General features: G+C 51.3%; 16 protein-coding genes. 7 read left to right on the forward strand and 9 right to left on the reverse strand.

The features are described 5' to 3' along the window. Window positions 1-3: 3 nt before the first annotated feature. Together accA and HB631_RS21440 are read left to right on the forward strand one after the other, a co-directional pair. On the forward strand, window positions 4-963 hold the full coding sequence (gene accA / locus HB631_RS21435; protein WP_213993210.1) for an acetyl-CoA carboxylase carboxyl transferase subunit alpha: 960 nt from the start codon (window positions 4-6) through the stop codon (window positions 961-963). 343 nt (window positions 964-1,306) lie between these two features. Then, window positions 1,307-3,469, forward strand: coding sequence for a lysine decarboxylase LdcC (locus HB631_RS21440; protein WP_213993211.1), 2,163 nt, complete (start codon window positions 1,307-1,309; stop codon window positions 3,467-3,469). On the opposite strand, the gene HB631_RS21445 is transcribed toward HB631_RS21440, so the two are convergent. Beyond that, the gene (locus HB631_RS21445) at window positions 3,466-3,804 is read right to left on the reverse strand and encodes a hypothetical protein (protein WP_213993212.1); all 339 of its coding nucleotides are present in this window, start codon (window positions 3,802-3,804) and stop codon (window positions 3,466-3,468) included. The two genes, HB631_RS21440 and HB631_RS21445, sit on opposite strands and share 4 nt — an antisense overlap. 9 nt (window positions 3,805-3,813) lie before the next feature. Then, window positions 3,814-5,478, reverse strand: coding sequence for an inositol phosphate phosphatase SopB (locus HB631_RS21450; protein WP_213993213.1), 1,665 nt, complete (start codon window positions 5,476-5,478; stop codon window positions 3,814-3,816). Between the two features lie 443 nt (window positions 5,479-5,921). Here HB631_RS21450 and HB631_RS21455 point away from each other — a divergent pair, with 443 nt between their 5' ends. Then, window positions 5,922-6,311, forward strand: a complete 390-nt coding sequence (locus tag HB631_RS21455; RefSeq protein WP_213993214.1) for a VOC family protein — start codon at window positions 5,922-5,924, stop codon at window positions 6,309-6,311. 211 nt (window positions 6,312-6,522) lie between these two features. Next, entirely contained in the window at window positions 6,523-7,848 is a 1,326-nt protein-coding gene (gene tilS / locus HB631_RS21460) for a tRNA lysidine(34) synthetase TilS (RefSeq protein ID WP_213993227.1), read from the forward strand. A 42-nt stretch (window positions 7,849-7,890) separates the two neighbouring features. Here tilS and rof read toward each other — a convergent pair whose 3' ends face one another. Then, window positions 7,891-8,148: a Rho-binding antiterminator gene (gene rof, locus HB631_RS21465; protein ID WP_213993215.1), complete on the reverse strand. Its 258-nt coding sequence runs from the start codon at window positions 8,146-8,148 to the stop codon at window positions 7,891-7,893. A 247-nt stretch (window positions 8,149-8,395) separates the two neighbouring features. Between rof and HB631_RS21470 the strand changes: the two genes are divergently transcribed. Together HB631_RS21470 and HB631_RS21475 are read left to right on the forward strand one after the other, a co-directional pair. Beyond that, window positions 8,396-8,941 (forward strand): YaeQ family protein, encoded by a 546-nt coding sequence (locus HB631_RS21470; RefSeq protein ID WP_213993216.1) that lies wholly within the window; start codon window positions 8,396-8,398, stop codon window positions 8,939-8,941. 303 nt (window positions 8,942-9,244) lie between these two features. After that, a complete protein-coding gene (locus HB631_RS21475; RefSeq protein WP_213993217.1) occupies window positions 9,245-15,106 on the forward strand; it encodes a hypothetical protein in 5,862 nt (1,953 codons plus the stop codon). A 212-nt stretch (window positions 15,107-15,318) separates the two neighbouring features. Here HB631_RS21475 and proS read toward each other — a convergent pair whose 3' ends face one another. The 6 genes from proS to metN form a co-directional block, all read right to left on the reverse strand. Beyond that, window positions 15,319-17,046, reverse strand: coding sequence for a proline--tRNA ligase (gene proS / locus HB631_RS21480; RefSeq protein ID WP_213993218.1), 1,728 nt, complete (start codon window positions 17,044-17,046; stop codon window positions 15,319-15,321). A gap of 130 nt (window positions 17,047-17,176) precedes the next feature. Beyond that, complete coding sequence (gene tsaA, locus HB631_RS21485; RefSeq protein ID WP_213993219.1) at window positions 17,177-17,887, reverse strand: tRNA (N6-threonylcarbamoyladenosine(37)-N6)-methyltransferase TrmO; 711 nt, start codon at window positions 17,885-17,887, stop codon at window positions 17,177-17,179. Then, on the reverse strand, window positions 17,884-18,294 hold the full coding sequence (gene rcsF, locus HB631_RS21490; RefSeq protein ID WP_213993220.1) for an Rcs stress response system protein RcsF: 411 nt from the start codon (window positions 18,292-18,294) through the stop codon (window positions 17,884-17,886). Before rcsF ends, tsaA begins: the two co-directional genes overlap by 4 nt. 120 nt (window positions 18,295-18,414) lie before the next feature. Next, window positions 18,415-19,230 carry a MetQ/NlpA family lipoprotein gene (locus HB631_RS21495; RefSeq protein ID WP_213993221.1) on the reverse strand — a complete coding sequence of 272 codons (816 nt, stop codon included), beginning with the start codon at window positions 19,228-19,230 and terminating at the stop codon, window positions 18,415-18,417. A 200-nt stretch (window positions 19,231-19,430) separates the two neighbouring features. Continuing rightward, window positions 19,431-20,084, reverse strand: coding sequence for a methionine ABC transporter permease MetI (locus HB631_RS21500; RefSeq protein ID WP_213993222.1), 654 nt, complete (start codon window positions 20,082-20,084; stop codon window positions 19,431-19,433). After that, complete coding sequence (gene metN, locus HB631_RS21505) at window positions 20,077-21,108, reverse strand: methionine ABC transporter ATP-binding protein MetN (RefSeq protein WP_213993223.1); 1,032 nt, start codon at window positions 21,106-21,108, stop codon at window positions 20,077-20,079. The genes HB631_RS21500 and metN overlap by 8 nt, the downstream gene beginning before the upstream one ends. A 183-nt stretch (window positions 21,109-21,291) precedes the next feature. Between metN and gmhB the strand changes: the two genes are divergently transcribed. Beyond that, window positions 21,292-21,864 (forward strand): D-glycero-beta-D-manno-heptose 1,7-bisphosphate 7-phosphatase, encoded by a 573-nt coding sequence (gene gmhB, locus HB631_RS21510; protein WP_213993224.1) that lies wholly within the window; start codon window positions 21,292-21,294, stop codon window positions 21,862-21,864. Window positions 21,865-21,925 lie beyond the last annotated feature (61 nt).

Genomic DNA, 21,925 nt, shown 5'->3' on the forward strand with positions numbered 1-21,925 from the left:
AATATGAGTCTGAATTTTCTTGATTTTGAACAGCCGATTGCAGAGCTGGAAGCGAAAATTGACTCGCTGACCGCAGTCAGCCGTCAAGACGAAAAATTAGATATTAATCTGGATGAGGAAGTTCAGCGTTTACGCGAGAAAAGCGTAGAGCTGACCCACAAGATTTTTTCCGATCTGGGCGCCTGGCAAATAGCCCAATTGGCCCGCCACCCCCGTCGGCCGTATACGCTGGATTATATCCAGCACGTCTTCTCTGATTTTGATGAGTTGGCGGGGGATCGCGCTTATGCCGACGACAAGGCCATTGTCGGCGGTACCGCGCGTCTCGACGGACGGCCGGTGATGATTATCGGTCATCAGAAGGGGCGTGAAACCAAAGAGAAAATCCGCCGCAACTTCGGTATGCCGGCGCCGGAAGGCTACCGTAAAGCACTGCGTTTGATGGAAATGGCCGACCGGTTCAATATGCCGTTGCTCACCTTTATCGATACTCCCGGTGCTTATCCGGGGGTCGGCGCGGAAGAGCGCGGACAGTCGGAGGCCATTGCCCATAATCTGCGGGAGATGGCGGGTTTGCGGATTCCGGTTATCTGCACCGTTATCGGTGAGGGGGGATCCGGCGGCGCGTTGGCTATCGGCGTGGGGGATAAGGTCAATATGCTGCAATACAGCACCTATTCGGTGATTTCGCCGGAGGGCTGCGCGTCCATATTATGGAAGAGCGCGGACAAGGCGCCCATTGCCGCAGAGGCCATGGGCATCATTGCTTCGCGCTTGAAGGAGCTGGAGCTGATTGACAGTATTATCCCGGAACCTCTGGGCGGCGCCCACCGCGATGTGCCGGCCATTGCCTCGTCGTTGAAAGCGCAACTGCTGTCGGATCTCGGCGAACTGGATACCTTTAGTGAAGAAGAGTTATTAAATCGCCGTTACCAAAGGTTGATGAATTACGGTTATTGCTGATCGGCCTCCCTTTAACACGATCGTTGCACGCTGGGTGATGGCGGACCTAGCGTGTCATGTCACGCCTGTGGGCGGAAAATCACGCCCGCTTCGACCTCATCGGCGCGGTCTCCCTTTAACAGGTTCGTTGCACGCTCGGTGATCGCGGGCCTACCGTGCTATGTGGTGCTCTGTCGGGCAGAAAAACCATGCCCGACTCGACCACATTGGCACGGTCTCCCTTTAACACGATCTTTGCACGCTCGGTGATGGCGGACCTACTGTGTCAAAGATGGTGTATTGTCATCTATTATTAGACTGAAGGTTTTTCAGCGAAGCAGCCCGGAAAATAAGGATTGGCTGGATGAATATCATTGCAATTTTATGTCCGGAACAGGTGTTTTATAAACATGAACCGATCCGGGAATTGGATGAAGCGCTAAAGGCGCGGGGCTTTCAGCTAGTCTATCCCAACGGCAGCGAGGATTTGTTAAAGCTGATTGAGCAAAATCCCCGGATATGCGGCGTGGTTTTCGACTGGGATCAGCACAGCATGGATCTCTGCACCGAAATCAATGAGCTGAACGAATATCTGCCGCTGTACGCATTTATCAATACACAGTCATCCCTGGATGTGAGTCTCAATGAAATGCGCATGGTCCTGTATTTCTTTGAATACGGACTCGGCGTGGCGGACGATATCAGCAACCGCATACGGCAATACACCGACGAATATATTGACACTATTATTCCGCCTTTCACCAAAGCCCTGTTCAATTACGTCAAAGAAGGCAAATACACGTTTTGTACGCCCGGTCATATGGCGGGCACGGCTTACCAGAAAAGCCCTGTGGGCAGCCTGTTTTACGATTTTTTTGGCGCCAACACCCTCAAAGCGGACGTCTCCATATCAGTGACAGAACTAGGATCCTTATTGGATCACTCCGGACCGCATCTGGAGGCGGAAGAGTTTATCGCCCGGGTGTTTGGTGCCGAACAGAGTTATATGGTAACCAACGGCACCTCCACCGCCAATAAAATGGTGGGCATGTATGCCGCCCCGGCGGGGGGAACGGTGCTGATCGATCGCAATTGCCATAAGTCCCTGACGCATTTGCTGATGATGAGCGACGTGGTGCCCCTGTATTTATGTCCGATTCGCAATGCCTACGGTATTTTGGGGGGCATCCCGAAAAGCCAGTTTCAGCGGGAGAGTATCGCCGCGAAAGTGGCGAATACCCCGCGAGCCAGCTGGCCGGTATATGCGGTAATCACCAATTCTACTTATGACGGCTTGCTTTATAACACCCGGTACATAAAAGAAACCCTAGATGTGCCGGCAATTCACTTCGATTCCGCTTGGGTCCCCTACACCCATTTTCATCCTATCTACCAGGGTAAAAGCGGGATGAGCGGAGAACGAACCCCGGGTAAAGTCATTTTCGAAACGCAATCCACCCATAAGCTGCTGGCTGCGTTCTCTCAAGCATCACTCATTCATATTAAAGGTGATTATGACGAACGTACCTTCAACGAAGCCTATATGATGCACACAACCACCTCTCCCAATTACGGTATTGTGGCTTCCATCGAGACGGCGGCGGCCATGGTGCGCGGTAAATCGGGCCGGCGGCTCATTTTACGCTCCATCGAACGGGCACTGCATTTTCGCAAAGAGGTTCAGCGGCTGCGGGAGGAGTCGGAAGGTTGGTTCTTCGATATCTGGCAACCGGAAATTATCGATGAGGCGGTATGCTGGCCCATTGAACCCGGCGCCCCCTGGCATGGCTTCAAGGGTGCCGATGCGGATCATATGTATCTCGATCCGATCAAGGTCACGATACTGACGCCCGGCATGGATGAATTCGGCGCCATGGCCGATGAAGGCATACCGGCGGCGCTGGTGGCCAAGTTTCTGGATGAGCGCGGCGTGGTGGTTGAAAAAACCGGTCCCTATAATTTGTTGTTCCTGTTCAGCATCGGTATCGATAAAACCAAGGCCATGAGCCTGTTGAGGGGATTGACCGAGTTTAAACGTTCATTTGATCTTAATTTACGCATCAAGAATATGTTGCCGGACCTCTATGCGGAGGACCCTGATTTTTACCGGAATATGCGCATACAGGATTTGGCCCGGGGCATACACAACTTGATCCGCCGGCATCGTTTGCCGCAGCTGATGCTTACCGCCTTCGACGTGTTGCCGGAAATGAAAATGACGCCCCATGACGCTTTCCAGCAACAGGTGCGCGGCAATGTTGAAACCGTGGAGTTGCCGGCGTTAATCGGTCGTATATCCGCCAATATGCTATTGCCTTATCCGCCGGGCGTGCCGGTGGTGATGCCTGGCGAAATGATCACCGAGCAAAGCCGCGGAGTGTTGGATTTTCTTATCATGTTATGCAGTATCGGCATCCAGTATCCGGGGTTTGAAACCGACATCCACGGAGCGCAGCTGACGGAGGACGGCCGTTATCTGGTGCGGGTATTAAAAACCGATCCCGCCGGTGGCGAAAGCCCGGTCTAGCCTGGGACGAAAAATTTTTTGGCCGATGAAATATCAACGATGAATGTGTTGAAATGCTGCGCCATATCGACGGCGGATGCTTCTTTATAAACCGCCCGTCGGGCCACCACGATATCCTCCGCCGCGCCGTAAAGGGTGTCGCCCTGGCAGTTGAGCGTCAGCAACGCCAATAGCGCATGCTGCTCGTGAGGCACGGGGAAACAGGGGCAAAGTAGGGTGATGTCGTCACCCTGTTCGCCAAGGTAAATAAACGTGTCTACATCGATCTTAAAGACATTGTCTTCATCGGGAAGCAGCTCAAAATGGTCATAAACCGACTGAATAAATCTCTCCATTTCAATCACCTATACATAGTCGGATAAGCCTTTACCTCTATCCGCGATTTCATTATTTCCAATACGCTCGCGCAGCGTTAAACCGCCGATAATCGCATTGACCAGTTTGCTGTTTTTAAGGGATTTATTTCCCTCGGCCCCGGTATTGTATTTTTGTATTTCTTGATTGCCGCTATTAAGCAGGACCGTTTGCATCAGGCGCTGTCCCTCTTTATTCAACCTACCAATTGCGTCGCCGGCCAGACCCATATGGGCCGCCGCAGCCGCACGCTTCATTTCCACGTCCAGCATACCGGTGCGATCCTTGCCGCTTTTACAGTTCCAGCAGGGCACAATGCCGATTTCATGGGATAACAATCCGATGCGCAACGCGGCTTTATAGGGTTCGCCGCCGTCGTTATGATGAGATTTGTTAGCAATAATGGTTTTTAATTGCTTTGCCAGCAGGGTCACCCGCTCGGCATTTTTCGGCGCGGTGGCGAGGTATTGCCCCACCCATCCACCGGGAGCGGCATCCGGCGTGAGATTATTCCCTAATAATTTATGTAATGCGCCCTGGTTCATCTTATCCGACATACCATGACCCAATTTTAATAGACCCAATGCCAGTTCGTTAACGCCGAAGTTAAATGCGGCCACATCCACCTTGATATTTACCGGCACCACTTCCCCGTGGGAATTTCTGATATTCAATACCAAGGGCTTGGCGCTAATGGGTGCCCATGCCGCTAACTGGTCGTTGAGTTGGGACTTTTCCGTCAAAGGACCAATATCAACAGGTGTCAGTAAGCTGGTGGATGTCAACGCCAGCTCCACCTGGCCGCCCGCCAAAGCCTGCGCCATTTTGTCCGGTTGCAGGTATAGGGCGGCGGTAACCACCTCTTTGGCCCGGGCCAGCGCTCCCTCGCGGCGTTCTTCGCTATGTGCCATGAGGTCGTAAGGGCTGAGCACCCCATGACGTATGCCCTTAAACAGGGTGCGCCGGGTATCCCCCTGGGCCACGGAAAACGTCGAGGACCACAGGTTCACCGCATGGGTGGTTTCGTCACTGGACTTGCTGCAAATACCCTTGTCGTTATAGCCGGCGGCAAAAACGTTTTCTGCGCCTGATTTCATCTGTGCGGCGGGAATATGGGTGCTGAAAAACTGATTATCGGCATAGCTAAAATCTGTTTTAACAGTATCCCAACGGGCATGATTCAGCAAATCCTTGATATTATTTTCAAGCTGATGCCTGGCTTCCCGTTTCGCTTCATTGCGGCTACAGCCGGTTTTCTCCTTTATACAGGCGGCGAGATTATCGATGATCTCTTTTTTTAACGCCAGCATGGCTGAAATCTCTTTTTTACCCGCCGGCGTCATGATGTCATCAAGGTCATCCTCGTTATCAAGCATCATTTCAAATTCTTCGCTTCTTTTTTGGCCTGCCAAACTGCGAATTGCCCGCCCGCCCGCCCGCAAATGCAACAATCGTAATGATTGTATCTGGCCGCGTACGGTGATTGCCGGCCCCCGGCCCTTGGCAATGCTCGCCGGCGCATGGGGTTGTGGCGTATTAATCTGCCGGAAAATGCTTTGAATAACATCCGACTTGCTCTTGTCGACAACCTGCGCCATTTTTTGCGCCGAATAAAATCGTAAGGGGGCCAATAGTGGATGTAGGGGAAGTCGCATAAGTATCCTTCGGATGCAATCATCCATATATATATGTCATTTGACCTGATAATAGAGCATATAGGTATTGTTGACTATTTAGGAAGTCGACAATAAGCGTTTTATGCATCTTATTGTTAATGCAATTACTAATAAGAAGTTTTAATAATAGGATATCGATCAGCTTGTTTATATCATTGAATTAGGTGCAGCATAGTAGTCTATAATATTAAGAAAATTAATGATGGCTATTTTTCGTTAGACTATTTTATTCCTTTTGGAATCGATAAGGGTGTCGGCCTTGATATGCTCGAGACCGATGACGGACGGATCGATGCCGGGCCTCGATGCCGTCGGGCGCAGGGACTTATTTATCCGGGACCCGCCTCGGGGTATACTCTGCCGATTGACGCGCGGGGCAGCTAATGTGAACCGTAAAAGATAAGCCGGGAAGTGAAACGCTGATGCTTAAACTTAAAAAAATACATCATATCGCCATTATCGCGGCGGATTATGCAGTCAGTAAGCGCTTTTATTGCGATATCATGGGATTTACATTGCAAAGTGAAGTGTATCGCGCTGAGCGGGCTTCCTGGAAAGGCGATCTGGCGCTGAACGGCGTTTATCTCATCGAGTTGTTTTCTTTTCCCGACGCGCCGGCACGCCTTAGCCACCCTGAAGCCCTGGGGTTGCGTCATCTGGCTTTCGGCGTCGACAATCTGGCGGATGCCGTGGCGTCGCTGTCAAACGCGGGTGTTGTGGTGGAACCTATCCGCCGGGATGCCTTGACGGATAAACAGTTTACCTTTTTCAGCGATCCCGACGGATTGCCGCTGGAACTCTATGAAGCCTGATCACACCCCCCGAACCGCCGCCGCGCATGATCCCGTTTCGCCCGTAAACGACCTCGGCTTGGCCGAGGGTGAATTCGCTCAAGTCGTTAGTGAACCACCTCCGGCCGATAAGGATCTAGTCCCAACCCTGAAAGAACTCGCCCCGGACAACAATGACATCGGCCCGTCCGCTGGTGAACTACCCCGCGGCCGGGCGACATCCGATCCCACCATGATGCTTTGCGAATATCTTGCAGAAACATTGGGGTCACGCAGAAGGCTGCTGGTGGCCTTTAGCGGTGGTTTGGATTCCACCGTGTTACTGGATGCCCTGGTCTGGCTGCGGCAGCGGCGATGGCCCGATTTGGCTCTTCGCGGGGTTTATATACACCATGGCTTGAGTCTTCACGCCGATGAATGGGCGGCCCATTGCCGGGCTCAGTGCCTGCGTCTGGACGTGGGGTTTCAATCCATACCGGTGCGGGTCAACCCCGAGTCGGCCGGCCTGGAAGCGGCGGCGCGGGAAGCGCGTTACCTGGCGTTGCAACAGGCGCTGTTACCCGGTGAGACCCTGGTCACCGCTCAGCATCTGGATGATCAAAGTGAAACCTTCCTGTTGGCGTTAAAACGAGGCAGCGGCCCGGCAGGGTTGTCGGCCATGGCGGTATCCACGCCATTTCACGGCCAAGAGCTTTTGCGGCCTCTTCTGGATTGGAGCCGGGGGCAATTGCAAGATTATGCCCGGCGTCGCCGGTTGCGCTGGATTGAAGACGACAGTAACCGGGATGAGCGTTTCGACCGAAATTTTCTTCGCCTGCAAATCATGCCCCTATTGACCCGGCGATGGCCGCATTTCGGCCAGGCGGTGGCGCGCAGCGCCCGGCTGTGTGCCGATCAGGAGGCTTTACTGGATGAATTGCTGCAAGAGACGCTGGAACGGTTAACCCTGCCCGACGGTTCTCTGGACGTCGCGCCCATGGTGGCCATGAGCGCTTCGCGGCGGGGCGCGCTATTACGGCGCTGGCTGGCAGGCGCGGGGGCGCGGATGCCGGCCAAAGATCAGCTGGAGCGCCTATGGGTCGAGGTGGCGCTCAGCAGGCCGGATGCGGAACCCCGTTTTCAATTAGCGGATCGGCAGGTGCGGCGGTTTCGCCATCGGCTGTATCTTTTGCCATTATGGCGTCCGCTGAAAGACCTGATTCTTCCCTGGACGAAAACCAGCCGTCCTTTGGCATTGCCGGATGACCTGGGTTGTTTGCAGCGGACCAGGACGGGTGTGGCGGTGCGGGCCGCCGGTGAGAATGAAAAGGTCACGGTTAGATTTGCCGCCGGCGGCAAATTACATATTGCCGGTCGACGGCACGGACTGAAAATAAAAAAATTATGGCAGGAGCTGGGTATTGCCCCCTGGTTGCGTGAGCGAACGCCCCTGATATTTTATAATGAGGTATTGATTGCCGCGCCAGGGATATTCACCACCCGCGAGGGGCAGACACAGGATGACCAAAGGGTTTGGTATATAGAATGGCTGGGCGGTAAAAACGGCAACGGGCAGTAAGTAGGATACTGCCCGTCAGGGGGAAGGGGCCGCGCGAAGCGGTTAAACGCTGACCACCACCGTGCCAAGCTCCGGATGGGTGAAACTGGCGATATGATCCAACCGCAGGTCGTGACTGGTGCCCGCATCGTCAATTACCAGATATTCCACATGCTTTCTTGAGATCATATCACGCGCTACGCCGTTCACGGTATCTCCATTCCGAAGCGTCAAGGCAAGTACCCAATGGCGCTGACAGGCGAGCTCAAGATTATCGTAATCATCGCAATTAATGGGTTGATATTCTTCATTCGTTGACATAATAGCTCACCTACATGTTACGGCGGTGTTACCGCCTATTCCCTGAGGGCGGCATAAGGAGTCCTCCTGAAGAGGTTCTTATCCCGCCACCATCGTTCAACAGTAATTTCCTTATCAGACTATAGCACAGAGCATCCATTTCTCTGTCATTAATGGCGCCGGTGACCGCCCGTTTTGTCGCTTTTCTGGCGACACACTGGCATTGTCGGTTACACTGCCGGGCCTGAACTAACCGAATGAGGATATAATGGCATTAAAAGCAACCATTCATAAAGCGGCGGTTAATATCGCCGATATGGATCGAAACTATTTCTCGGATGTTAACCTGGTTTTAGCACAACATCCTTCGGAAACGCCACAACGCATGATGTTACGCTTGCTGGCCTGGGTCTATCACGCCCATGACCATCTTGAATTTACCAAAGGTCTCAGCGCGGAAGATGAACCGGCGTTATGGCTGCGCAGCGACAGCGGCGAACTGGAGTTATGGATTGAATTGGGACTGCCGGATGAAAAAAGGCTGCGCAAAGCCTGCCATGTGGCGCGCCAGGTGGTGTTGTATGCCTATAACGAACGGGCGGCGCGAGTTTGGTGGCAGCAGGCCGGGCCAAACCTGACCCAGCACGGTAATCTCTGCGTACGCTTTGTCGATGATGGGCAGATGGCCCAATTGGCGGCTCTGGCAGCACGCAATATGTCCCTGCAGGCAACGCTGCAAGACGGGCTGATGTGGCTTTCCGACCAGCAAACCCAGCTGGAAATCACGTTACAGACCTGGAAAGACGCGGTTTAAGGGTCGTGAATCACGCTTGGGGCCTCACCGCGGGCAACACCCGGCGTCGTTGCGTCGATCCGAAATATCGGCGGCATGAAACCGAATAAAAGAGACTGACAGCCGCGGGCCCCTGCCGGTGCATCCGTTGGCTTAAATATTGATTAACCTGATCCTGCGTTGACTCGGCGCAATCGCAAAAGTTAATGTTCGCTATCATTTATAAATAGACGGTGGCCGCTTCAATAGGACAATGCCTGCGGGTATTTAGGGCCTCGACAACGTTTATTGCGAATAACTCTGGCGAATAAGGATATCATATTTATGCTGACGACGGATAATATCCAATCAAATGCATCTATTCCGGGCAGAAAAGATGAAGGAAATAATAATAAAACGCCATTATTAGAGAAATTTAATTCTATAAAAAATATAAATAATAACGGAGCAACGGTCGATGATATTACTATCGACGTTCAGCTCGGCAATAATGATGCGGATACCGTCGGCAACGAAATTCCCGCAGCGTTTCCCGCCAGGCCCACCAGCGGAAAGGTGGATTGGGGTAAATCAGTCCTAAGCTGGGGTACAAAAATCATAACGCTCATGGCCGGTCTGATGGGCGGCGGGGCGATAGGCTACTATTTACGTTATGGCAACGCCGGGGAGCATGGCAATCACTGGCGGTCGGCATTACCCGCCAACGAACGGCAAGAGTTGAGTGAGATACTTGCCATTGTTCACAACGATTCAGTGGGGGATTTTTTATCAGGCGCTCCGCGTGAGATGCGTTTTACCGAGGCGTTAATCCGCGCCTTTGCCCATATCCGTGTATTAAATAATGTGTCTGATACACCATCGATACCACCGCCTGCGGCAGATAATAATTTACTCTTTCCGACAACAGCCTTGATAAGAAACACCGATCTATCATGGCAGAATAGCAGGGAAAGCTACCGGCCCAGTACTATGAAATATCCAAGCTCTCCCCCGATTTTTTTTACTTCCAAACCAGATAAAAGCCAGCGGCGGAAACAAAAGAAGCGGATAGCGGCGGAGCGGCTGCGAGTGAATACGGCGCGGATGAAGAGGGGCGGGCAGACTGAAATGGGATATTCTCCGGCAGTGGAGTGTATCTTCAAAAGCAACAAACTGAATTATTGGATGCGTATGTTTAATAATAAATTAAGATATTCGATTTTGAATATAGAGTTAAACAAAGGCACGTGGAGTTCGAATTATGCTTTGATGTCTGATACATATTTTGAACATGCAAATAAGAGCGTTAGGATACCACCTGCTCGAAAAAGCCCGCAGGTGGGAGATCGATGGTTGCATACCTATGGCCTGTCCCGTGAATTTTTGGGAACAAGTGAGAATATGAACAGGGATTTGATCGATACAATGTTAAGCGAGATTATATACAGAAAGTTTGGTTTATCTCTTTCATCTGAGCAGTTTTCAAGAATGGTTGAGTTAAATTCAACCTATAAAAGGGATCCACAAGATAATAATGAACCTTTAAAACATTTTTTTCACGGAAGTTATCCTGTTAGGGAAATTTTTTTAAAAGAGCCTTATAAATACTTTTTTGAATTATCTCCATCGGGGAAAAAGCATTTTACCGTACTAAACACCACAATTAAAGAATCAGATGCTGATAATCTTCTATCTTATTTGGAATTTATTATAAACGGAGAAACACCCAATGTAATGGATGAATTTTACCATATATTGAAGTTTATCAGCGCAAGCCAGGATATTGATGATGCCTATATTGTCATGGCAAAAAATCGGCTGGTGGCCGCATTATTTCCTATAATCAATGATGTGCTTTACCAGGAAGTGAGAAACATTGTCGAACATTGGATGGATGGCCTGATCGAGGAAAAATTAGTCGGTTTTTCTACTTCGGAAGGTCGTTTTATGGTGCCGGGTATCGTTGCCATCACTGAGCCGACAGGAGGAATATTGATCTCCCTGGCTACCGGGGCTCTTTATCTATGGACGCCAAACGACGTGTCCCATGAGCTGAAAAGCTTTATTTGCGGCCATCTTTCAGTCCAGCAGCAGGAGTGGTTTGAGTCTGTCTCCATAACGCCTTATCTGGACGTGGACGCCTGCGTTTTATACCCCGCTATCATCTTAATGGCTTCAACTGATATTTGGCACGATCTTAAAAACTTGGATATTGAAAAATTAGATGAGCACCTTGATTATCATTCTTTAGCTATTGCCGGTTTGACAGACAGCAACCATGATCCTGCCCTACAACAGCGTTTGCTAGCCGCCGCTAACGCTGTTTCAATCCTGGCCTTTTTTATCGCCGGCGGTTCACCTGCCGGCTGCGTTGCCATAATGTTGGGTAATCTGGCGGCGGGAGTGAGCAACGCTATATATCTCCAGCGCGCCCTTGACGAACAGGACCCGCAAAAGCGCGGGGAGGCGTGGCATTCCGCGCTTTTCAGTCTCTTTATTACCGGATTGGGCGGCGCGGGCGATCTGTATAGGCTGATAAAAGCCGAGGGTAGCCAAGGATATGCATTGCTCAATGGGGCGGTGACTCAACTCCAGCAGGTGCTCGGACGCGGTACCCTGGCTGAGGAGGCCGAGACATTTATCCAGGGGGATGCCCGTGAACGTGCGGTTATGCTTTTGAAGGGCTTGCTATCAGATACAGACACGCCGTTCGATATGTTCGGTAAAAACAGCGTTGAGGCAATGGTTAAGCTTTTGCGGATGTGCGGTCGAATCAGTGACGCACAATATCAATACGTACTTGAAAACTCGGCTATCTCCGACATTCTAGGCCAAAAAATTCCTATCGCCGACAAGGACCTGTTGCCCTCCATTCCTGCCGGCAATGTGATTGCCATCTTGGACAATGACAGCCATGAATTAAGGCTACTGCTGCTTTGCCTGGGTGATAATCGATTTGGCGGGTACAATTTACAAGAATTAGAACAGACAATTCCTTCTTCAGGATGGCAAGTGGTAAATAACCATCATTTCCGCTTTATCAATGATGAACTGATGTTAAAAAATGGCAATTCAGCTACCGCCTACGTTGAGAAATTTCATGCTGAATTGATCGCTCCCGTTGAAGCGGAATTGATAGAGCGTGACAGTGCCATTGCGACCAAATTTAGACGTTATTGTAATCTATACAAATTTAATAATAATATTGAGGGCCTGCTTAATGGTGTGGAAAGATTTGCTCTCAATAATGGGTTTGATGATATTCAATATCGTGCCTTATTCATATTCGATCCCCGATTGGAAAATCACACAATCCGGCATTATGTTGTTGTAGCTAAACGGGGAGCTTGTAATTATATTCTGGAGCCTCATGCTGAAAATATCAGTTTTTTAAAATTACCGGATATCGAAGACGTCGCTATTCTAACCGAGGAACAATGGGGCGAAAGCTTTAAAAACTCCGAGACCGGCGCCTTGGTCACTTATAAGGATTTTGCCACAGAACAAATGGCTCTAGACTATAAACACACATTCAATATCTATGGGGATAATGAGAAACTCCTTTCGTCGCCACCGGGTTTTATCGAGCTGATGGCACCCTCCGCCCCAATCACGTTCTCGATGTTCATGTCTCATTATGACGGAGTGGAACGACAACTGCTGCTGCAAAAAAAAGTGCGCGGCATCATTACGAAAGATCGAAAATCAAAAAATGATTATGAATTTATACTATCGGTTTTGAAAAATATTAATGCCCTGACGAATGCACATAAAGAACAGCTGCTGACGCTGTATAGAGACAACCCGCAAAGCGCCATCAAGGGAATCATTAACGACCCCGTACCTGTTGAAAGCTTTAACGATATGTTGCGCATCGAGCCGGGCAAGCTGGTACGTTTAACCGAGATGGATGACGGCGCAATTTCACATATCATGATGTGCGTTGGAAACGGCAGATTTGCCAGCATGAATAATAGTATCCTGGATAGCGGGCTAACGGATGAAAAACGCATTCTAATCGGCGAGCAACTGGGTGTGTTCCATGAAGGAACGTTATGTTCATATGATCAAAACAACCGTTTTATCGTCGAGAAGGGGGATTTCTCGACCTTGAAGGTGCCGCATAAATCCCTTATGGAAATCGCGCAAGATCTTGACGGCAGGCCGGACAGTGAAAAAAACGGCATTCGCTTTGTACTGAATATGCTGGTGACCGGCAAAAAACTGGTGCCCCAGCAAGCCGATGCTCTTGAACGATTGGCCACCTTGATGATGAGTAAGCTTGATGGTGATATACTCTCGACAATAAAATTGAATAAATTTTTGGCTATAGATAAATATATTGATAATAATGCCGAACTTGAAAGGGTTCCAGCGGGGAAACTGGTGGTATTTTATACCGAAGAAAAGGATTTTCACCCGTTGGTTAGTCTTGGTAATAATCGTTTCGCCGGCGCCAATAATCATCTGATTAACCATGAAATCGATGCTAATAAGATAATAATTTCTTCGCAGGAAATAGGTGATATTGTCGATGGTATAAGACTCAATAATCAAAACAACTTCAAAGTGGCGCTGGGTGATGTTAATTTGGAGAAAACCCGTATTTCTGCCTTACTGGGGCCGGATGGGCGTATTGAGTATGTTCGCGATGGGTTGAATAACTTGCAAATGGAAATTAAGGCCCATGGCGCGCTAGCCAGCATCAATCATTATGACGCTATTGAACTATCGGACATTATCAACGGTATACATCGCTCGCTATATCCGGATTTGCCCCTTAACCATATTGAGCTTATCTCTTGTTTTGGCGCTTTAGGCGGGCGCCGTTCGTCCGCCCAGGTTATTTCCAACAGGCTTGGCGCCACGGTTGAAAGCTATAGGGGTATCATCAGCGACAGTAAATCGCGCAAGCGGGGTTCAGGTATTATGTTTATGCCCCGGCCTGGCTACGGCGTTGAAAGAATTCGGGAAAATGAGCGCTGGCACCGGAGAATCCATGATTTTATCGAAGATGCGCTAAGTCTGTTCGGCCATCTGCCGTTTCAACGCCATAGCCGGGCCATTAGTGAACACACGCCCTTCGCCATGGTGGTTATTGACGTCGTGCACTTTCTCAGGAAAGAAATCAGCGCCTCAACGCTGATACGTCAATATCCCGACCTGATGTCCGAAGAGTCTCTCCGCCAGGCCGCGTTGTTGGCAAACCCCACCAATAGGGAAGAGATGCTGATAGCCGCCATGCTGACCATATTTTATGGTAACAGCGATATGACCAATGCCATGGATGCCTATATTTTGTCCAGGGAATATAAAAATCAGCCCTCAGGGCCGGTGGTGGTGAATGGCGAGAACTTGCGTCATTCGCTGCTTTGGGAAGATATCGAACCCTCACTGGCTACATTCCGGCAGCTGCCGTCGGTCATTGTTGAAAACGATTTGTTAAGCGGGAGCAATATTTATGTTTCCATGGAAAACGATGAATCTGACCTAAAGGAATATATGATCCGCGTCGGCAGTGAATGTAATAATAAGAGACTATGGCCACTGTTGCTCGCCAACTTTTTTCGCGAGCAGTCGGAATCTTTTCCCATTTTGGCTGGTGTAAGGGAACAGGATATCTTAAGCATGGGATTCGACTTTACCCAATTTCATTTTTATTTGAATTCTTGGTTCAGAAATGATTTCAGCCTGCAAATAGACATGGTCGCCGCTGAGATCAGCCCCGAACCATGCCTGCCTGCGAACTATGTCCATTTTGCCGGCAGGGGACGGCGCGTCACAGATACCCGGGATGATATTGGATTGGGTCACTCTTTGCTATTGGAGCAGGAAGGATGGCTGGCTTTGCAGGTAAAAGAGACATTGGCCGTCGAACGCCCGTCCGGGCCCAGCCATAGCGCACAAGATGACGCAGTGACTTCACCATTGCAGTCCATGTCCAGGGTCGTCATGACGCTGGTGGAAAATAATGAAAGATTTATTATGCTGCAGAGAAAAATTCCCAAGGAAATATTATCAAATCCGGGGGAGATCGCTTTCTTTATTGCCGGAGAGATTAATAAATACACACAAAGTATCAAGCTGGGGGCAAAAAACAGCCAGGACATCATACCTGTGAGGTCAAATTTATCAAATTTTGTCTATGGCGATCCCGTGGCCCTGCAAAAAAGCTGGATATTGATCAATTTGATCCACAATGATTAGCGAATTACGTACGTGCAGTCAGTCAATATAGCAAAAAATACCCGGCCGGTTGTGCCACCGGGCCGGGTAGTCTATGTGTCGAAGCTCCACGTTGTGCCTTGCTGATTTCACCGGCCAGGCAGCAGACAATTTCGCTATGCCTGGCTGATTCATCGGCCTGGCAGCAGGCGTTATCGCTGCGCCTTGCTGATTCATCGGCCAGGCAGCAGGCATTATCGCTGTGCCTTGCTGATTTCACCCACCAGGTAATCGACGATCTCGCTGATTTTTATCATCTGTTTTTCACCGGAACCGCGGTGTTTATATTCGACCTCTTCACTGTCGAGATTGCGATCGCCGATAACAATGGTATGCGGTATGCCAATCAGCTCCATGTCGGCGAACATGACCCCCGGCCGTTCCTTGCGATCGTCCAGCAGCACCTCAATGCCTTTGGCGCGCAAAGTCGCATATAAATCCTCGGCGGCATCTTTAACCCGAAAAGACTTATGCATATTCATCGGCAGGATGGCAACATGAAACGGCGCTATGGCTTCCGGCCACAAAATCCCGCGCTCATCATGGTTTTGTTCAATGGCCGCGGCCACGACACGGGTCACCCCGATACCGTAGCAGCCCATGGTCAGCGTTTGGTTGCGTCCGTCTTCTCCCTGAACCGTGGCCTTCATCGCATCGGAATACTTGGTGCCGAGCTGGAAGATATGTCCCACTTCGATACCGCGTTTAATCAGCAGCGTGCCCTTGCCGTCAGGGCTGATGTCTCCTTCCACTACCTTGCGCAAATCGGCAACCTGCGGCAGCGGCAGATCGCGCTGCCAGTTGATGCCGAAATAATGCTTGCCGTCGATATTGGCACCGGCGCCAAAATCGCTCATGACCGCCACGCTGCGATCGACCACCAGCGGCAGCGGTAAATTCACCGGTCCCAAGGAGCCGGGACCGGCGCCAATCGCCCGGCGGATCTCCTCTTCGCTGGCGAATTCCAGCGGGCTGGCCACCTGGGGAAGCTTCTCGGCCTTGATTTCGTTAAGCTGGTGATCGCCCCTTACCAGCAGCGCCACCAGGGGATAACCGGAATCTTCCCGGCCATGGACAATCAGGGTCTTGACGGTTTTTTCCACCGGCAACGCAAACTGTTCCACCAACTGAGCGATGGTTTTGGCGTCGGGCGTATCCACCAGACGCAGCTCCTCGGCGGCTTCGCCACGCGGGGTAGCCGGCGCCACGGCTTCCGCCAGTTCGATATTGGCGGCGTAATCGGAACCGCTGGAAAAAACGATATCATCTTCGCCGCTGTCCGCCAGTACCTGAAACTCATGGGAAGCGCTGCCGCCGATGGAACCGGTATCGGCCTGCACGGCGCGGAAGTTCAGGCCCATGCGGGTGAATATCGCGCTGTAGGCTTGATACATCGCATCATAGGTGGCCTGCAGGGATTCCTGCGTGGTGTGGAACGAATAAGCATCTTTCATGACAAATTCACGTGAGCGCATCACGCCGAAACGCGGGCGGACTTCGTCGCGGAATTTGGTTTGGATCTGGTAAAAGTTCAGCGGTAATTGTTTGTAGGAACTGATTTCATTGCGTACCAGATCGGTGATGACCTCTTCGTGAGTCGGGCCAAGCACGAACGGCCGCTCGCCGCGATCGTTAAAGCGCAGCAGCTCGGGGCCGTACTGCATCCAACGGCCGCTTTCCTGCCACAGGTCCGCCGGCTGGACCACCGGCATGGATATTTCAATGGCGCCGGCATTATTCATCTCCTCGCGCACGATGGTTTCCACCTTGCGCAAAACCCGCAGTCCGGTAGGCAACCAGGTATAAAGGCCCGAGGCCAGCTTACGGATCATTCCGGCGCGCAGCATTAACTGATGGCTGATGACTTCTGCATCGGCGGGAGTTTCCTTAAGGGTGGAGAGTAGATATTGGCTAGTACGCATAATAATCAGGTTCCAAAAGGACGGCTAAACGTCACGGCTGCTTAACGGCAGCGAAATATAAAAAGTGGCTTAGTTTACCAGTGCCGGCGGGCGGTCAAAAGAGACAGGACAAAAAATTAACCAAAAGCGTCTACTCAGCATCTTCAATGGCAATGACGTCGGCACTATTGCCGGATACGCGCCAGCGGATATTGAATTCCATCAGCCGTACCGCATAGGTTTGCTCGCCGGCGTGTGTTTTGCGATAGGCCGGGCGGGGATCCTGCGCCAGTACATCGGTGATGAAACGTTGCAGGTAGGGATAACGGGGGGCCAAGTCCTCCAAACGCGCGGCCGCGTTAGCGGAGAAACTCACCGCCATATGGGCGGAAGGGGCCTGTTGTGCAAAACCCGCCCGAGCCGCCGGGATACTCTCCGCATAAGGCAGATAAGGTTTGATATCCACCACCGGGGTACCGTCCACCAGATCCAGGCTGCCCAGTTCAAGTATCACCGCCGATTTGAGAATACGTATGCCGCGCAGGGCCACCAGGGACATGCCGAGAGCATTGGGCCGAAAGGTGGAACGGGTGGCGAACACGCCGACCCGGCTATTGCCGCCCAGGCGCGGCGGGCGCACCGTGGGATGCCAGCCTTGACCCATGGTCTGGTTAAAGATGAACAGCAGCCAGATATGGCTGAACGACTCCAGACCGCGTACCGCCTCCGGCTGATTATAAGGCGCCAGTAAATGCAGTTCGCCGGTGCCGTCCGGCACCAGCCCCGGCTGTCGGGGTACCGCGAATTTCTCTTTATAGGGTGAGCGGATCACGCCGATTTGGCTAAGACCGAACTCGCTCATTGCGTCACTTTAAGCGCCGTACCCTGGCAGACCGCCTGTGCATAACACCCGGCCACCGACCTGACCATTTCGCATTGGTGCAACAAAACGGCGTTGCCCTTCATATGGGCTGCCCGTACCTGCATGTCTCTGCGCGCCGCGGCGATACTCGGCGGCGGATCCTGCAGATTGACCTGACAGGTTGAGCCATAGACTTCCCCTAAATCACGAAAGGGCTTGCCCACCAATTCTTCCGCGGATTTATATAATTTTGCCGGTAGCGGGCGCACTGCGGGTTTATGGCTCGTTAAGGGGCTGCTCGACGGGGTGATGGCGGTATTTTGATTAGCGGTTGATGACGCGGGCGAATGTATCCATGAACATCCTGTCAGCGAGAGCACCAAGATACATCCTGGTAAGGCACGCATACGTATTCCTCGGAGTGGAGTTGTTATTTAACTGGCGCTATTGAATCAATGTACGGACCAAATAACAAGGCGGGCCGAAGCCCGTCTTGATAAAATCGCACTAAAGTGACAAATAAAATATTACCAGCCTTTAACGGCTCCGCCATTAAAGATTTTATTAGCCGCGTCGTTAACTTCATCTGACTCATAGGCCTGGACGAATTTTTTCACGTTTTCAGCGTTTTTATTATCTTCACGGGCCACGATCAGATTGACATAAGGAGACTCTTTATCTTCTACAAACAGCCCGTCTTTGGTGGGCGTCAGGCCAATCTGGCTGGCATAGGTGGTATTAATAATGGCCAGGGCGATCTGCTGGTCGTCAAGGGAACGCGGCAACTGCGGCGCTTCCAATTCCACCAGTTTCAGGTTTTTCGGATTTCCCACCACGTCCAGTACGGTGGGCTGCAGTCCGGTACCGTCTTTCAAAGTGATCAGACCGACTTTTTGCAGCAGCAGCAGGGAACGGCCCAAGTTGGTGGGATCGTTGGGCAATGCTACCTGAGATCCATCTTTCAATTCACTGAGGGATTTAATCTGTTTTGAATAACCGGCAATCGGGTAGACAAAGGTGTTGCCTACCGGAACCAGTTTATACCCGCGATCCTTGATTTGTTGATCGAGATAGGGTTTGTGCTGGAAGGCATTGGCATCGATATCCCCTTTGCTGAGCGCTTCGTTGGGCAGAACGTAATCATTGAAGGTCACCAGTTCCACATCAAGTCCGTATTTCTCTTTGGCGACTTTCTGCGCGACTTCAGCCACCTGCTGTTCCGCGCCGACAATAACTCCCACCTTGATATGGTTCGGATCTTTCTTATCCGGTCCACAGCCTGCCAGGGCCAAGACGCCTACCAATGCGCCAACGGTCGCCAAGGCTTTAAAATTAAAAGACATATCCCTTTCCTCTTCTGTATAGATTAATGTTGCATTTACCCGTCATACTTCAAGTTGCAGGTGCGTTGGCTCTCCTCGCTCATCCCAGTCACTTACCCGAGTAAGCTCCTGGGATTCGCTGCGTTGCCGCCTTCCTACAACTCGAATTATTTAGGGTATAGAGCGCCGGTAAGGCGGCTTCATTTTTCATCGACTACTTGTCATTTGTGGGTGACCGCTTTAACGATCTTATCCCCGCTGATTTGAATCAAGAATACCAATATCACCAGTAAGATCAGTACGATATTCATCACCGTGGCGTTATATCCGATATAGCCGTATTGAATACCGATTTGCCCGAGACCGCCCGCGCCTACCGCGCCGCCCATCGCCGAATAGCCCACCAGGGTAATCAGCGTAATGGTGGCGGCATTCACCAGGCCGGGCAGGGCTTCGGGTAACAAAACCTTTCGGATGATTTGCATCGGCGTTGCGCCCATGGCGCGAGAGGCTTCAATTAGGCCGGTGGGTATTTCCAGCAGCGCGTTCTCAACCATCCGGGCAATAAAGGGCGCGGCGCCCACCGTCAGCGGCACGATGGCCGCCTGCAGCCCGATGGAGGTGCCGACGATCATGCGGGTAAACGGGATCATCCAGACCAATAAGATAATAAACGGAATGGATCGGAAGATGTTAACCACCGCGGATGTGGTGCGATAAAGCCTGGGATTTTCGATAATCTGCCCGGGGCGGCTGGTATAAAGCAAGACGCCGATGGGCAATCCCACCACAAACCCAAAGAAACCGGAAACAAAGGTCATGGCCAGCGTCTCCCAGATCCCCTTGGCAAACAGTCCTAACATGGCCTCAGACATAACCTAGTACCTCCACCTTGACGTGCTGTTGCTGCAAAAAGGCGATGGCGGCGCGGGAGCTTTCCGCATCGCCCGCCATCTCCGTCAGCATAATGCCGAACTTAACCCCGCCGGCGTAATCCATCTGGGCGCTGATAATATTGTTATTGACGTTGAAACGCCTGGCAGCTTCGGACAACAGCGGCGCATCCACCGACTGGCCGGTAAACTCCAACTGCAGTATGGGGATCTTTCCCTCCCCAGCCTGAGGCGTCATACGCTGCAAATAATCCTCCGGAATATCGAGGTGCAGGGTAGAACGGATGAACTGTTGGGCCAGCGGCGTTTTCGGATGGGAAAACATTTCGCTCACGGTATCTTGTTCTATCAACTCTCCTTGGCTGATGACCGCGACCTGATCACAGATGCGTTTGACTACGTCCATTTCGTGAGTAATTAATAAAATGGTCAATCCCAGCCGGCGATTGATATCCTTGAGTAATGCCAAAATCGAACGGGTGGTTGCCGGATCCAAGGCACTGGTGGCCTCATCGCACAACAGGACTTTGGGATTACTGGCCAAGGCGCGGGCGATGGCTACCCGCTGTTTCTGGCCGCCGGACAAATTGGCCGGATAGGCATCGGCTTTGTCTTCCAATCCCACCAGGATCAATAATTCCGACACACGTTTTCTGATTTCATTTTTCGGCAGATTGTCCAACTCCAGCGGCAGGGAAATATTGCCTGAAACCGTGCGGGAAGACAGTAGGTTAAAATGTTGGAAAATCATGCCCATTTGTCGGCGGGCAATGATAAGTTGCCGCTCCGGCAAGGTGGTCAAATCCTGCCCATCCACCAATACCGAACCGCTGGTAGGTCGTTCCAACAGGTTTACGCAGCGAATCAAGGTGCTTTTGCCGGCGCCGGACGCGCCGATCACCCCGTATATCTGGCCGGCGGCGACGTGCAGACTTACGTCAGACAATGCGGCGATGGTCTGCGATCCCTGGATAAAGTGCTTGGTAATATGAGAGAGTCTAATCATATTTTTTTATTGTAAACAGTTACCTGTGGCAAGTATGAAATTAAGTTATTAACACCCACGGGCATCAATGGAGTGGATGTTAGGGCGTCTAGACGTCTAAGTCAACCAGGATTCATTTTCTAGGTTTTCCACTGTCTAAAACGTGCGATACTAGCGGCTGTTTATATCCTCAGGAGCCAATCAGTGGCAGAGCTCGTTCCCGCAATATTTTTAGACCGTGACGGTACCCTCAATGTCGATCACGGTTACGTATATGAAATCGATGATTTTCAGTTTATAGACGGCGCTATTGAAGCCATGCAGGAACTGAAAAAAATGGGTTTCGCCCTTGTGGTGGTCACCAATCAGTCCGGCATTGCCCGCGGTAAATTCACGGAAGACCAATTTACGCGCTTAACCGAGTGGATGGATTGGTCGCTGGCGGACCGCGATGTGGAACTGGACGGTATCTATTTCTGCCCGCACCATCCGGACATCGGTGAAGGCGAGTATCGTCAGGATTGCGACTGCCGCAAACCCAAACCCGGGATGTTGCTGGATGCGCAAAAATTCCTGCACATCGATATGGCGGCGTCTTATATAGTGGGCGATTCGATCAAAGATATCCAGGCCGGCAAAGCGGCCGGCGTCGGCACGACGGTATTGGTTCGTACCGGCAAACCGATCGGCGCCGAGGGTGAACAGTTGGCGGATTGGGTCATTGATAGTTTGGCACAGCTGCCGGATGCGATAAAACGGCAGTCGGCAACGGCATAACGGGCGGTTTTTGACCGGTTGAAAAAAAAGTGGTGATATTTGCTTGCCATTTTGCAGCACC

The sequence above is a fragment of the Sodalis sp. dw_96 genome (genome assembly GCF_018449575.1).
Taxonomy (GTDB): domain Bacteria; phylum Pseudomonadota; class Gammaproteobacteria; order Enterobacterales; family Enterobacteriaceae; genus Acerihabitans.